Consider the following 14,780-nt stretch of genomic DNA (forward strand, 5'->3'; position numbering starts at 1 on the left):
CCTCAATAGAATTCCAACTTGATCGATCCGAGAAAGGTCAGGGGCGCACCGGGGAACCCGGCCATCGCGCGGCTCTGGCCGCCGCTGTAGAAATAATCCTGATTGAGCAAGTTCTGCGCGTTCAGCTGTGCGATCAGGTTGGTATGCGGGAAGATCTCCGGCTTGCGATAGTACAGCGCCGCGTCGGTCCGCACATACCCCGGAAGCTCGAACGTATTCGCCAAGTCCCCCGCCCGCTCGCCCGCGGCGAAAATGCCAGCGCCGACGCCGAAACCTTTCAACGGAGCGACCTGGAAGTCGTACGTGGTCCAGAAACTCCCCGTGTTCCGCGCCACCAATGGCAAGCGATTGCCGACGATCGCCCTGGTGTCTTCCGTAACCCGCGCGTCGGTATAAGCGTACGTCGCAATGACCTTCCATCCTTCCGCCAACTGCGCGGTCAGATCGAACTCGACACCCTGGCTCCGTTGAGCCCCCGTCTGAATGAAAAAGAGCGGGTTGACGGGGTCGGGCGCAAGAACGTTGGTTTTGTCGATTCGATAGACGGCCAGAGTGGACGTCAGACGTCCGGGGACGATGACACTCTTGACTCCGGCTTCGTACTGCGTGCCTCTCGTCGGATCGAATTGATTGCTGGCGGCGGTGAACGGGCCGAAGTTCGGCTGAAACGAACGCGTGAAGTTCGCATAGACCGAAAACGATTCCCACGGCTGATAGGTCATGCCGACGCGCGGGCTGAAGGCATAGTTCTCGGCCTTGGTGTCCACGCCGTTGACTCCGCTGTGTTGGTAGAAGTAATCGCCGCGCGCACCCACCAATACATGGAAATTGTACGGCAGGGAGATCTGATCCTGGACGTAGCCGCCCAGGGCATTCGCGAAGCTGTTGCTGAACGGGATTCTCTGCAAATTCGGCTCGGGGGTTTGATTGTAGACGGGATTGAAGATACTAACCGTGTCGAACGGCACGGCGGCTTGATTGTAGGACGCGTATTGCCGGCCGAGTTCGGCGCCGGTCAGGATTTCATGCTTGATCGAACCGGTCGACAGCTTGCCGATGACATCGTTGCGCCAGTAGTAGCTGGAGATGGGAGCCAACTGATTGAAGAAAAACCGGGCCAGCGACTGGTTCCCCAATACCGCCAGGGGAACGGTGCGAGCCGCCGTGGCGGTGGACATATCGGCCCTGAATCGGCTTTCGATGCGCCAGGCGTCGTTGAACTGGTGCAGGACTGAGAGAGCGGCGCGCCCTTCTTCGAACGCCATGGTATCGAACGGTTCGCCATAAAAGCGGGTATCCGGCACCGGCGCGACGCCGGTGCCGATCGCCGGGAGTCCGGAATCCGGAGTCCGGCGATCCCGGATGTACTCGCCTTCCACGCTGATCGTCGTATGATTGCTCGCCTTCCACGTAAAGACCGGGGCGACGAAGTAACGAAAGCCGTGCACGTAGTCCCGGAAACTCTCCGAGTTCTCGTAGGCACCGTTGACCCGGAACAGTAATTTTTTACCTTCGTCGAGCGGCCCCGTGACGTCGATCATGGTGCGGTAATAGTTATAGCTTCCGACGATCTGATCGATGGAAGCGTACCGGTCCGCCTGCGGCTGTTTCGTCAGAATATTGACGATACCGCCCGGTTCGCTTCTGCCGTAGAGGACCGAAGCGGGCCCTTTCAGAACTTCGATCCGCTGCATGTTGGCCACGTCCCGATATGTCAGCGCCTGATTCTGATCGTCGTTCCGGAGATAGTTCTTGAAGTACCCGCAGGGGAATCCCCGGCAATAGGCCACATCGGCCGCAATCCCCGACTGGCCGGCATCGCCGAGCGCGACGCCGCTGACGTTGCGCAGCGCCTGTTCGACACGAACCGCCCGCTGGTCTTGAATGACGTTTTGCGTCACGACCGCGATGGACTGGGGGACCTGAATGATCGGAGTATCGGTGCGCGTGGCCGTGTTGGCGTCCTCCGCCACATAGTTGGCCGTATCGTCGCGTGTCCGGACATCCTTCACCACGACTTCCGGCACTCTGACCGGCTTGGGAGCAGCCGCGCCGTCGCCGGACACGGATGACGCGCCGTCGGCCATCACGACCGCCCCGGCCGCTCCGGCCGCGGCCAACGGCACGACCACCGGAAGAGACGAGGTTTGCTCCAGCGTGAACGTCGTGGCGTCGATGAACCGGTAGGTCACGCCCGTTCCCTCGAGAAGGCGGTCGAGCGCGGCCTCAGGGGTAAACGTTCCCTGCACACCGTGGCTCGGCACATCCTGTCGAATGCCGTCCCCATACAGGACTTGGTACCGCGTCGTCGCGGCAAAAGCCGCGATTGCGGCGCCCAGAGGTTGTGCTTCGATATTGAACGCACGGGCGGTCGGTGCGGGAGGTTGACCCATCTCATGAGACTGCGCGTAAACAGGCATGGGGCCGAGCCCCGTCGCGACAGGGGCCGACAGGCTGCACAATACGAAGAGGGCACGGAAAACGAGACGCCGCATAGTGACTCCTTACGCAGTATCGGTACGAATCGGCTTCATAGCGATACAACGGACGGCGCGTTCGAACCCGCATCCGGCATGACAACTTTTTTTTCGCGTGTGCGCGGCGCCTCGAGACGAGAGGACTGCCGCACCGGGCAGGAATTTACCAAGCCGTGCCCCATGGGAGCCTGAACCCCTTCCAGGAGAACAACGGCTTAGTAGAGGACAAGAATGTTGAGAGGAAGTGACAGGGAGCGGACATGGAATGTCCGCTCGACAGCGCGGACTACGGCGTCTGGATCGTGGATATCGAACACCCCGTTCACCGGGAGTTGTCTGAGCCTCGGGCCCGCCACAAAAACCCGTCTGTCCCACTGCTGGTTCAGTTCATCGATGACTTCTGCCAGCGGTCTTTTGTTGAAGACCATTTGCCCTCGCTGCCAGGCAAGGCTCGTCACCGGGTCGCTCCGCCGCAGCGATCCCATCCCGTCCGACCCGGAATAGCTGACGGCCTCGTTGTGCGAAACCTCGACCGATGAGTCGGCGACGGTTCCCCCGCCGGAGCGAGGAGACGGTGAAACACGGACGACCCCTTCGACGACGGTGACGGTGGCCGTCGATTCACGAAGCCTGACGTTGAATTCGGTTCCCACCGCTCTCGTCGTTCCGAGGCCGGCATGTACCTCGAACGGCCGCTTCGAATCCTTGGCCACGACAAAGAATGCTTCACCCGCTTCCAATTCCATTCCGCGGTGCTGTCCGGTAAATGCCACGCGTACGGTCGTATTGGAATTGAGCAGAACGGACGAACCGTCCTCCAGCTGAAATCGTCGATGCTCGCCTTTAGCCGTCTTGAGGACATCGGGAGACAATGGAGTTGACGCGGGCCTGAAAAAGACCAGGAACAGGAGCGCCATGCAGGCGGCCACGGCAGGCACCCACCACCTGGCCCAGACCCTTGATCGGGAAGGCGTTTTGAAGAGCTGCTCATCCCAGGCTTCCAACGCCAGACGACGAAGCTTCCCCACGAACATTTCCGCTTCCGAATAGGCGTTGCGATGCGAGTCGCTCAAGGCAAGCCACGCGGCGAACCCGGCACGGTCCGCATCGGTGGCTTCCTCGGATTGCAGACGGACCAGCCAGGCGACAGCCTGATCCTGGAGATGGCGTTGGGGAAGCTGTGGGTCGATCATGTCAAATACGGCGCCGTCCATCCCTATCCTTACACAACGATTGTCCCGAGGAAAGCCTCACCCATGGCTTGCGTCGCCCCGTCCCTCGACATACCCGCGACAATGAATGATCGCCTTGCTCATGTGCTTCTCGACCGCACTGATTGAAATACCAAGACGATCGGCAATTTGCCCGTAGGACAATTCCTGCGACATGCGTAAGAGAAATACCATTCGGCATTTCTCGGGCAACGCGGCGATGGCCTGTTTGAACAGCCTATCCTCCTGCTTCGCCGCGATCGCCGCGTCCGGAGCCGGTGCCGTTGAGGCGACCACGAGGTCGTCGATGCTCCCGGCATCGAGTTTCTCCCGCATGCGCTCATGTCTTGCATGGTCCGTGGCCAAGTTTGCTGCGACTCTGAAGACCAGCGCGCGCGGATTCGTGTGTCGGGGTTGCTCGCCTCTCATCGCCAAGCGAATGTACGTATCCTGCACGATGTCCGCCGCAGCTTCAGGGCATCCCACTCGGCGGGTAAGAAACGACTTCAGCTCTTTCACGCAGGCGTGAAACGCGTTGAACAGTTGCGATTCGCCGAACGGCTGCGGACTGGATTCGGAGTTGGGTTCAGTCATGGCCTTGATCGACGTACAGGATCAACGAAGCCTGACTCTAGACTGAACAAAAGTAAGAGGGAATGTTCGTAGGCCGGAAAATCACGTGGCGGATGATGAAATCGCCGGACTGATCAATGCGGCAGGAAAGGGTGCAAACGCTCCACAAGTCCGGCTACTTACGAGGAATAGCCGGCACTCCACCGGCTTCCGGGCCTCGGCAACTCTAGAATTTTATCCCCACCGTGGCCAACACGGTAAAGGGCTCGCCGAACAGAAATTGCGGAGTTCCGTTGTACGACGTCGCCACGTACCGCTGGTTAAGCAGGTTTCGCATGTTCACCGCCACGTCGACCCCCTTGGCTCCCAGCCAATTTCCATGCTCGAGTGCCCGGTTGTAATACACCGCCCCGTCCGCTCTGATATAGCCCGGCATGACCGGCTGATCGACGAAGATCGATCCGTTTCGATCCGAATACGCGAAGAGTCCGCCGCCAACGCCGAATCCCCGCAGCATCCCCTCCTGAAAATGGTATGTCGACCAGATGGTGAACTTGTTATAAGGCACGTTCGCCAGACGCTTATTGAGCAACTGGGGATCATTGTCTTTCGTCACTTCGGCGTCCGTATAGGCATAGCTGGCGATCACATTCCATCCGGGCGTCACCCGGGCGGTGACGTCCAACTCGACGCCTTGACTCCGCTGCTCGCCCGTTGCGACCTGAAACAAAAAGTTCGACGGATCGGTCGTGAGCACGTTCTGGCGAGTGAGATGAAACCACGCGAGAGTGGCGGATACCCGGTTTTCGAGCGCGAAGATCTTGGCCCCCACTTCATATTGGGTGGATCGCTCCGGGTTGAACAACTGGCCGCTCGCATTGAACGAGCCCGGCGAGCTCGGCTGAAACCCCCTGGTCCAAGAGGTATAGAGCGAGACCGGCTCGATCGGTTGATAGACCAGGCCCAACCGGGGACTGACAGCCGTGGTGTCCGACGAATCGCTCGTCGCAGCGGTCTGATTCATCTGATGGACATAGTCGAATCTCAGGCCGGCGACGGCTTTTAGGTTGTGCAGGATGGCGATCTGATCCTGCATGTAGAACCCGGCGGTCCTATTGGTCGCCAGAAAGTTGTTCGGCGGGTCGGTAAACGGCAACGGCGGAATGGAATAGTCCGGCGCATAGAGGTCGAGCGGCGGTGCGGCGCCGACTTGATACATGAACTGATCGGTTTTCTCTTGGCGCAACTCGAAACCGGTCAAGAGCGTGTGATCCATCTCCAGAAACCGCAGATGACCGATGAGATTCGTGATCATCGAATCGGCATGCCGCCGGTTGATGGCCGGCTGCAACACTTGCAATCTTTGGAGTGTCCGCTGATCGGGATCCAATGTATCCGGGAACGCGTAGAGGCTGTTCTTGTCATCCGTCACGATCGAATGCCGATAGGCATTGCGAATGGACCAGGCATCATTGAATTGATGGCTGATATCGTAGCCGACCCGATAAGAGGTGCGGTTGAGATTGCTGAAATTCCCGAGCGTCACGGATCGGTTGCGGGGCAGCGGGCCGTTGATGTTCGGGAGATACGTCCCCTCCGCCGGAAGACCGTAGGGATCGTTGCTCCATCTGCGCAGATAATCGAAATCAACCGTCAACGCCGTCCGGGCGCCCATGAGCCAGGTCACGCTGGGAGCCACCGCCACGAGATCGCGATTGGCAAAGTCGATGAAGCTATTGGCCTTCTGGCCGGCGACGTTCAACCGATAGAGCAGAGTCTTGCTGGCATTGAGCGGACCCGTGGCGTCAATTTCAGACCGATAGAAGTTGAAGTTGCCGAGCGTCACGTTGGCCGAATATGCGGCTTCGGACAGCGCCTTGTTGGTTACCACGTTGATGATACCGCCCGGGTCGCCCTGCCCGTAGAGCACTGCCGCCGGCCCTTTCAATACTTCGATCCGCCTGATGTTGTACGTGTCGGAGGCGATAAACTGCGCGAACGGATCCAGCAACCCGTTGCGAAAGTAGCTCCGCTCGGTGGCCACGAACCCGCGAATGAGGAGATTGTCGTACAGCGAGAGCGCGGCGTCGGTGGCGTTGATGCCTGACACGTTCTCCAGCGTGTTTTGCAGCCGGAACGTGCGTTGCTCCTCGATCACCTTTCTGGTGATGACCTGCACGGACTGTGGGACGTCGCGAATCGGCGTGTCGGTCCTCATCGCCGTGCCGTCCTCCTGCGCGACGTACGACTTCGTATCGTTGTCCCGCTCCCGCACGTCCTTGACGAAAATCTCCGGTACCTTCACGGGCTTTTGACCGGCCGCGATGCTCGACGTTCCTTCTTCGGCTGAGGCCGCAACGACAGCGCCGGCGGCAGCCCCGGCTGCGGCGCCCGCAACCACCGGGGCGACAAGAGAGGACGTCGCCCGCTCCAAGGTGACCGTATCGTCGCTGGACGACCGATAGGTCAATCCGGTCCCGCTCAGCATCCCATCCAGCGCCTCCCGCGCCGAGTGCCGCCCGCTGACTCCCGGAGACACCACCCCGCGCGTGATGTCCGCTCCATAGCCCACCTGCCAGTTGGTGACCTTGATGAACTCGTCGATGGCCGACGACAGCGGCTGCGACGGGATGTCAAACGTATACATCGGCTCAGACATGGCAACCTGCGCCTCTTCGGCATGGGCAATTGCCCCCACAGACACACATGGCGACACACCGAGTTCCACCATTACGCACAACCATCCTAGTCCTCTCATCCAAGCTCGGACGGTTCTCTTCTCCGACGTCATGCAATGCTCCTCGTGTAAGACCGCGTCCCGCCCTTGTCGGCCGGTTCATATGTCATGACGAACGGAGCCGTCGAAAGTCTTAACCGTAGACGAACACGACAGCCGGAATGAGAGGACGAAGCGCGCCGAGCCGAATGTGCGGGAATGAACCAGGGGGGAATGATCGAACCGCGCTAATGGAGAATGATCACGTAACTGGAGATGTTAACGACCCTCGCATGCGTGGCATCGGCAAGGGAGGCCACGACGGCGGCGGGATTGTCGAGTCGGTAATTACCGCTGACGCGGATCGCGTTCAACCTCGGATCGGTGACGAGAATGACGCCCGAATGGTGCCGATCGAGTTCGGCGAGCACGTCCCCGAGCGGCTGATCATGAAATCGGATGCGACCCTCAACCCAGGCGAATGCGTCGCCAGGATCCACACGACGCACCGGCTCCATTCCACGAGACGTGACGCGCACGAGATCCCCTGCGTGAAGATGGATTTCCTCCTGCCCCTCCCCGGAGCGGCGGACAGCCACTTCGCCATGGTGGACGGTCACGATGGAGGCGTCGGACTCGCGCCGCATGGAGAACCCCGTCCCGACGACTCGCGCAACGGCCTCCCCGCCGGCCAACTCAAACGTCCGCCGCGGGTCTTTACTGACGTCGACATACGTTTCCCCTTTCAGCAATTCGACTCTGCGGGCCTCCGGCGTGAACTGAAGCGCGACCGCGGATCCGCTGTTCAGAACCGCCGTCGATCCATCCGAGAACGACAGCCGCTCGCGCTCCCCGACGCCGGTGCGGTGGTCGGACTGCCAGGCCACGCGAATGGCGGTCAGGTTCATCAATCCCACGGCCAGCAGCGCGCAGGCTGCGATCGCCGCATATCGCTTCCATGGCCGAGTTTTTCGCTGCTCGATGACCTCGCAGGCCGCCTGTCCATGGCGGGCCACGGACGCGGTAAATTCCGGAGACTCCCACATGGCGACGACGGCACGGTAAGCCCCGGCATGACTGGGATCGGCCGCCCGCCAGGCGTCGAAGGCGCGGCGGTCGGATTCACCGACGCCCGCCTCCTTCAGGCGCAGGAACCAATCCAAGGCCTGTTCCATCGGCCGGCTGAGCGCCGGGGTTCGATCAGAGCGCATCCTTCTCCACCATAGCGGCCAAACAGTGCGCCACCGCGAAGCGAATATCGTTGTAGACCGTGCTTTCGGACACCCCGAGTTGCGCGGCGATCTCGGGATATCCCAATCCCTGGATCTTGTTCAGGAGCAGCATCCTCCGCGCGCGAACCGGCAACGTCGACAATGCCGCGTCGAACAAGGCCAACCGCTGCCCGTCCATCGTCTGCGTTTCCGGAGACGGCTGCGCCGAGGGCACGGCCGTCAGCGTATCCGCTTCGGCGGCGTCGTTCATGAAGCCCCGACGGAGCCGCTCGCGCCGGATGTAGTCGATCGCCAGATTGCGGGCGGTTTGATACAGAAAGTTCTGAAGATTGAGAATCGGACGCGCGTCTAACGCCTGGGAGACCCTCAGGTAGGCTTCATGCGCGAGGTCCTCGGCCGTGTGGCGGCACCCCACCATGCGTGCGATCGTCGACACGAGGGTGTGGCGGTGCGTCACGAACAATTGTTCGAGCATGGATGTCCGGCTATTCTCGTTCATAGAAGAAGACGAATGAGCCCCTGCCGAGTCTTAATCACGCCGGGAAACTGGCACTATGGGGTACCCGTCACCAGGAGGCCATGTTCAGCCGCCGGAAGACTCAAATAGTTTCCGAGGCCGTGCTGCCAAGGGCTGGTCTGAACGAGGAAAAGAGAGAGTGGCGCTGCCGCAGTCCGTCCGGGTCTTCACCATTTATACGCCACGGTGCCGACGACCGTCCGGAGTTCGTTGTACGTACACGTTTGCCCTTCGTTGAAGCAGGCGAAGGTGTGCCGGTTAAAGATGTTGGTGACGTTCAGGGCGAACCGCCACTGTTTCCAGAGATAGTCGACGACGGCGTCTCCGAGCACGTAGCTCGGCACCTTGATGGTGTTGGCTCTATCCGCGTAAGTGTGGCCCGTATAGCGGGCTCCGCCACCAAATCCGAACCCTTTCAGCAGACCTTCCGGAAACGTATATTTCACCCACATCGATCCGAATTGCGGGGGCGTCTGGATGAACATTTTCCCCTGTTCCACCGGATCCGTCGTTTCCAGGATTTTCGTATCCAGGAACGTATACGCGGCGATGATGTCCAGACCGGAATCGAGGCTGGCGCTCCCTTCGAACTCGACACCCCGGGACCTGGCTTTGCCCCGCTGGACCGGCAAGAAGGTTCCGGGATCGGTCTGGACGTAGTTCTCCCTGGTCAGATCGAAGACGGCCGCCGTCACGAACGCCCTCGTACGGGGAATCTGATACTTGATGCCGGCCTCGTATTGCATCCCGGTTTCCGGCTTGAATTGCTGCCCGCCCGGATTGACTCCGATCGAGGGCAGGAAAAACGTCGAGTAACTGATATACGGCGCGAGACCCGTTTGAAAGAGGTAGGTCAAGGCCGCGCGGCCGGTGAGTTTTTTATCGGTTTGACTCTGGTTCGTATTGGCGAGCAGATCCGCTGTTTCATTCTTGGCCCAGTCGTGGCGGATGCCACCCGTCAGGAGCCACTGGTCGTATTTCACCTGGTCCTGCACGTACACGCCGGTTTGATACTGCGTAAACTCCTGGTTGCTGTTGAAATACGGAATGACCCCCGGCGTGCCGTAATCATATCGGTTAAACACGTCGACGGAAGACGCCTCGGCAAACTGCCGTTGTAACGCAAATGTCGTACGCCAAAAATCGACACCACCCAGGACGGAGTGGTGTAGGGATCCCGTGGAAAACTTACCGTGCAACTGGTTGTCCATCGCCAGGCCGCCCAATCTTCCGACGTCGCTCCATTCGTCGCGGAGACCGGTCCGCTGGTCCGGCTCCAGGGCAAAGATATAGGTTGTCGCCTGATTGACATTGTTCTGGTTGTAGCGGACTTTCTGAAGAAAATTCCAATTGCCGGCAAATTCATGACGAAACTCGTAGCCGACGTGATATTCGGAGCGGTTATAGTGGTCGGTGCTGGGCTGGCCGCCGAACCGGTGCGGCGTCACGACGCCGTTCGGATTGGGAAGCAACGTCCCCGACGAAGGCAACCACTGCAGCGCGTTGACGTTGTCCTTCTGATACGTGGCCAGAAACGTCAGGCTGCTTCTGGAGGACATGCGCCAGGTCAGCGCCGGTGCGACAAAGATGCGATCGTACGGCACATGATCGATTTGGGTGCCGCTCTCACGGAAGAGGCCGGTCAGGCGAAAGGACAACGTGTCGCTCTCGGTGATTTTCCCGCCGAAGTCGAACCGGCCTTCATAGCGGTTGAAATTGCCCACGACCATCTGGACGTCGCGCACGGGGTCCAGCGTCGGCCGCTTCGTGATGAAGTTGAGCAGCCCGCCCGGACTCCCTTGCCCGTACAGAAACGACGCGGGACCTCGCAGCACGTCCACCTGTTCCGCGCCGTACGGCTCCAGATTGTAGGTCGTACCGAACGAGGGGTTGCGAAGCTGCAAGCCGTCCTTGAACAGTCCGTCGGTTGAACTCTCGAAACCACGCAGCCGGAGCCAGGTGAGACGAGGTTCGAACCCGGACGGCTCGCCTTGCACGCCCGCGGTATATCGTAGCGCTTCGGCCATCGTATTGACCTCCTGCGATTGCATCCGTCCGCGGGTGATGACCGAGACGGACTGGGGCGTTTCGAGCAGCGGGATATCGCTTTTCGTCGCGCTATTCGTCTCCTCGGCCACGTAGGACATGCCGGGGTCGCGCATCCGCACGTCCTTCACCACGACTTCTTGCACCTTCAGCGGCTTGGTGTCGGCGCGCCCGGACCCTTCCGGCGGTCCCGATGCGCCCTGAGGTTGCACCTCCGGCGCCGCGATAATGGGCGGAGGAACGACGGCCCCTTCCTCCTGCACCAGCGTGACCGTGCGCGGCTGGGTAACGCGAAAACTCAGTCCCGTGCCGGAGAGCAGTTCTTTCAACGCTTTCTCCGGCTCCAGCGATCCCGTCACACCTTGGCTCCTGACGTTGTCGGCCATGTCCGCGCTGTAGAACACCTGCCAGCTGCTTTGCTCGGCGAACGCCGTGAGCGCGCCGGTAAGCTGTTGCGGTGGAATGTCGAACCGTACCGAGTCCCCTTTCGCGACGCGAATCAATCCGGGTAGCGCGGTTTCTTCGTTCGAGAGGCCATGTCCGTTCGCTCGGACAGGCCAGGCCGTCATCATCAGGAAAAACGGAATCCCCAAGCCGACGATCAGTCGAAACCCCACGTTGCCGATTCTCTTCACATATCCTCCGTGCCATGCTTCACCAGTGGAAGGACCCACGAGCCTCGAGGCGGCTTCGGAAGTTCACTTGTTGACGTGGGCACGGGTAATAGACGATGAACCACGAGAAAACCGGACGGGAATTTTTAGGAGAAAGTCAAAACGAGGTGAGGCTTCAGCGGAGAAATACGTATCGGTTGGTCATATGAACGGTCGTCACCGGCAATGTCCGTTCAATTGCGGCCACTGCGGAATCCAGCCGATCGAGATCGAAGACGCCGCTGACGCGGTGATTGGAAAGGCTTGGGCTCAACAACATGATATGGCCGGGTCGGTACCGGTTGATCTCGTCCACGACGGTCGCCAGGGGAGTGCCCTCGAAAATTAATTTGTTCCGTTGCCAGGCTGTGGCCAGGTGCGTATCGACCCGTTGAACCGGGCCGACTCCTAGCGCCGGGCCGAACTGCAAACGCTGGCCAGCCTCGAGGCGGACCGGTTCGTCCCCGCCCGACCGTCCTGGTAAGGCACGAATTTCCACGATGCCTTCGATAACCGTGACGACCGTCGTATCCGGCATTTTGCGGACCATGAATTCCGTACCGACCGCGCGCACGTTGCCGTCATCCGTCGTCACAACGAAGGGGCGTGAGATATCCTTCGCAACCTGGAAATCCGCCTCCCCTTCCAACACATCCACTCTCCGCGTGGAATCGGTAAACCGAATGGCGACCGCCGCTTGCGTATTGAGTTGGAGAAGGCTGCCGTCGGCCAGCCTGGCTGTTTCCTGATCACCGGTCCCCGTCCGGTAATCCGCAGAAAAGCGCGCGAAGAACCCGGACTGCAGCACGACGGTGATGGCGATCGCCGACAGCGTGGCCGCGATGGCGCACCACGCGACCCGGGGTCGCGCAGTCGCACGTCGCCCTCTTCCGGCACTTGCCACAGTCGACGAGGCCGGTGCGGACTTCGTCGAAAGAAACTCGGCCGATGGCTCGGCGACATGGGAACGCAGGCCTTCCAAGCCGATCCACAGACGTTCCACCTTTAGAAAAGCCTCTTCATGGTCCGGGCTAAGACGTCGCCACGCATTGACCGCGTCATGATCGGCTTCCGTAGCATCGCCGGACGTCAGCCTGACGATCCAGGTCACGGCTTCAGTTTCCAGACGCTCCTGTTCATCGCCCGTTGGATCAGGTCCGGACATAGACCACCACCATCCATGGATACGCCAGTTCAAGTACGACACTTCAGCCCTTCCGATCAAGAGGCGCCTTCTACAAGACGTTTCATCGGCGAATAACCAGATCGCTCGAGCGCGGCATCAGCGGGAGGCCTCCTTCATCCGTCGCCGGCAATGGTTCAATGCCCGCGCGATGTTCTTTTCCACGGTGCTGAGACTGATGTCGAGACGGCCCGCAATGGCTCGATGAGGCAGCCCTTCGAATCGATTGAGTGAGAAAATACGCCGGCAGAGTGGCGAGAGTTCCTCCAAGGCCGCCAACGCGGTCGCCAATTCCTCCTTGGCCAGTAACGCCGCTTCGGGGGTGGAAGCGCCATCGGGATGATCCAGCACGCCTTCCTCCCGATCCTCCATCGACGAGCGCCGCCGCGCGCGTGCGCGCAGATGATCGGTCGCCAGATTGGCGGCGATCCGAAACACGTAGGTGCGAAAGTTTTCGATGGCCTGGAGATCAGGCAGCTGGGCCAGCCGTAGAAAGGTTTCCTGCGTCAGATCCGCCGCCGTCGCCTCACACGACACGCGACTTGCCAGAAAGCGCTGCACGTCCGGGGCGTGATCGCTGAACAGATGGGCAAGATCGTGGCCGCTCATGGCAATATCCTCGGGAAAGGATCCCGGCGCGCATATACGCTCCGGTCCCCTCAAAACCGTCATCGGCAGACCAGGTCCTAGGCTGCGAGGCCGTCACGAGTCGGGTCACGCGGAGGTGGATCCGTAATGTAGGAATACCAAGCATTGAGGTACCCCACTGATCAGACGTTTCAGAAAGACAAAACCGCACTGACCGCAGAAAAAAACAGCGGCCGAATCGAACAATCCAAATAATCGGAATTAGAGAGCGTTTGGACGCTGGCTTGCGGAAGGACCTCCGGTCGTCCGTCTAATGAGACGCCAGGGAATTGCGCGAAGAATTGTTCGGCGCGGTCGTCAAGGCGCTCAGGGTGCCGCGCCGCTTCAACCAAATCACGATTCCTGTGACCGAAAGCCCAGCGACGGCCAGCCCCATGAGTGAAATGAAGATGCGACCGGGTACGCCGGCGATACGGCCGCTGTGGAGCGGGAACTGGAGTTGGAGAAACATGTCGCCTGCAGTTCCAGTTCCGGGAATCAACTCACCGAGGTAGGCGCCGTCCGTCCCGTCGATATAGATCCTCCGCACGCCGAACCCTCCGGACCCGTGATCGTTGCCGGGTTGGAAAAATCTCACCTGGTAGATGCCGTACCGGGCGTTGTAAGAGATGCTCCCCACCGGCTCGGTCCAGCCCTTGAGCCGAGCCTCTTCCTGACCTCTGGCGATCGCGGCGGCGTAGTCGAGCGTCGGCTCCAGGGGATTGTTCAAGGGCCGTTGCACCCGCACATCGAACGGGCTCGGAGTCACGGTCGTCATCGTCGACACGACCGGGCGGACGATCTCCCGGTTCAGATTCAAGTACACCGCGCTCATCGCCAGGACTAACAACATGCCCCAGGTCCACAAGCCACCGGCCCGATGCAGGTCGAAATTCAGTTGATAGCGGCTGCCCAGGCGAATCGCGAAGGATTTTCGCCATCGTTGCCGGTCGGGAAAGGAAATGGCCAGGGCGACACAGCAGTCGAACAGCCAGATCAGCGCAACCCCGCCCATAAACCAGTGGCCCCAACGGTTCTGACCGGCGAAATTGGGGATGTGCAAGGTATAGTGGAGGCGATAGAGAAACGCCATGAGATGTTCCCGGTCCACGGCCACCGCACCCCACTCGCGACGGCCTAGCTCCCTCCCCGTTCCCGGATCGAGAAAGACCTGGTTATAGTCCAAGCGATAGAGTTTCCCCGTCTGGTGATCCACACGCGGCTGCACGCCGAACAGCAGCGACCGGCCCGGCTCGGTTTGCAAAGGCACGTTGCTGACACGCACGCGAGGATCGGCGGTTTCAATGCGGGCCGCCAACTCGAGGTAGGGAATCGCCGGGCCGGTCGTGTCCGCATCGAACAGATGGGTGTTGAGCCATTCATCGATTTCATGGTCCCAGGAAATGACCGTGCCCGTCAGCCCGGACATGAACAGGAACAGGGCAGTCAGCAACCCGGCCCACCGATGGATCACGACACCCAAGATACGCATGTGGATCACGTATTTGAACCCGACGCCCATAGACTCCCCGGCATCACCACAGG

10 protein-coding genes are annotated in these 14,780 nt (G+C 60.4%); all 10 read right to left on the reverse strand.

What is annotated here, in order from left to right; genetic code table 11:
* Positions 1-2: 2 nt before the first annotated feature.
* Positions 3-2,495, reverse strand: coding sequence for a TonB-dependent siderophore receptor (locus NSJP_RS17885; RefSeq protein WP_080888232.1), 2,493 nt, complete (start codon positions 2,493-2,495; stop codon positions 3-5).
* A gap of 197 nt (positions 2,496-2,692) precedes the next feature.
* Positions 2,693-3,691 carry a FecR family protein gene (locus NSJP_RS17890; protein ID WP_080888233.1) on the reverse strand — a complete coding sequence of 333 codons (999 nt, stop codon included), beginning with the start codon at positions 3,689-3,691 and terminating at the stop codon, positions 2,693-2,695.
* A 36-nt stretch (positions 3,692-3,727) separates the two neighbouring features.
* Positions 3,728-4,282, reverse strand: a complete 555-nt coding sequence (locus NSJP_RS17895) for an RNA polymerase sigma factor (protein ID WP_080888234.1) — start codon at positions 4,280-4,282, stop codon at positions 3,728-3,730.
* Between the two features lie 205 nt (positions 4,283-4,487).
* Positions 4,488-6,920, reverse strand: coding sequence for a TonB-dependent siderophore receptor (locus tag NSJP_RS17900; RefSeq protein ID WP_172834443.1), 2,433 nt, complete (start codon positions 6,918-6,920; stop codon positions 4,488-4,490).
* A 305-nt stretch (positions 6,921-7,225) separates the two neighbouring features.
* The gene (locus NSJP_RS17905) at positions 7,226-8,188 is read right to left on the reverse strand and encodes a FecR family protein (protein WP_080888236.1); all 963 of its coding nucleotides are present in this window, start codon (positions 8,186-8,188) and stop codon (positions 7,226-7,228) included.
* Positions 8,178-8,684: an RNA polymerase sigma factor gene (locus tag NSJP_RS17910; protein WP_172834444.1), complete on the reverse strand. Its 507-nt coding sequence runs from the start codon at positions 8,682-8,684 to the stop codon at positions 8,178-8,180. The genes NSJP_RS17905 and NSJP_RS17910 overlap by 11 nt, the downstream gene beginning before the upstream one ends.
* A 209-nt stretch (positions 8,685-8,893) precedes the next feature.
* Positions 8,894-11,407: a TonB-dependent siderophore receptor gene (locus NSJP_RS17915; RefSeq protein ID WP_080888238.1), complete on the reverse strand. Its 2,514-nt coding sequence runs from the start codon at positions 11,405-11,407 to the stop codon at positions 8,894-8,896.
* A gap of 154 nt (positions 11,408-11,561) precedes the next feature.
* Positions 11,562-12,590 carry a FecR family protein gene (locus NSJP_RS17920; protein ID WP_080888239.1) on the reverse strand — a complete coding sequence of 343 codons (1,029 nt, stop codon included), beginning with the start codon at positions 12,588-12,590 and terminating at the stop codon, positions 11,562-11,564.
* A gap of 117 nt (positions 12,591-12,707) precedes the next feature.
* Entirely contained in the window at positions 12,708-13,217 is a 510-nt protein-coding gene (locus NSJP_RS17925; protein WP_172834445.1) for an RNA polymerase sigma factor, read from the reverse strand.
* 289 nt (positions 13,218-13,506) lie between these two features.
* A complete protein-coding gene (locus NSJP_RS17930; RefSeq protein WP_080888657.1) occupies positions 13,507-14,727 on the reverse strand; it encodes a PepSY-associated TM helix domain-containing protein in 1,221 nt (406 codons plus the stop codon).
* Between the last annotated feature and the right edge of the window lie 53 nt (positions 14,728-14,780).

Origin of the sequence: Nitrospira japonica (assembly GCF_900169565.1) — a bacterium.
GTDB classification, from domain to species: Bacteria; Nitrospirota; Nitrospiria; order Nitrospirales; family Nitrospiraceae; genus Nitrospira_C; species Nitrospira_C japonica_A.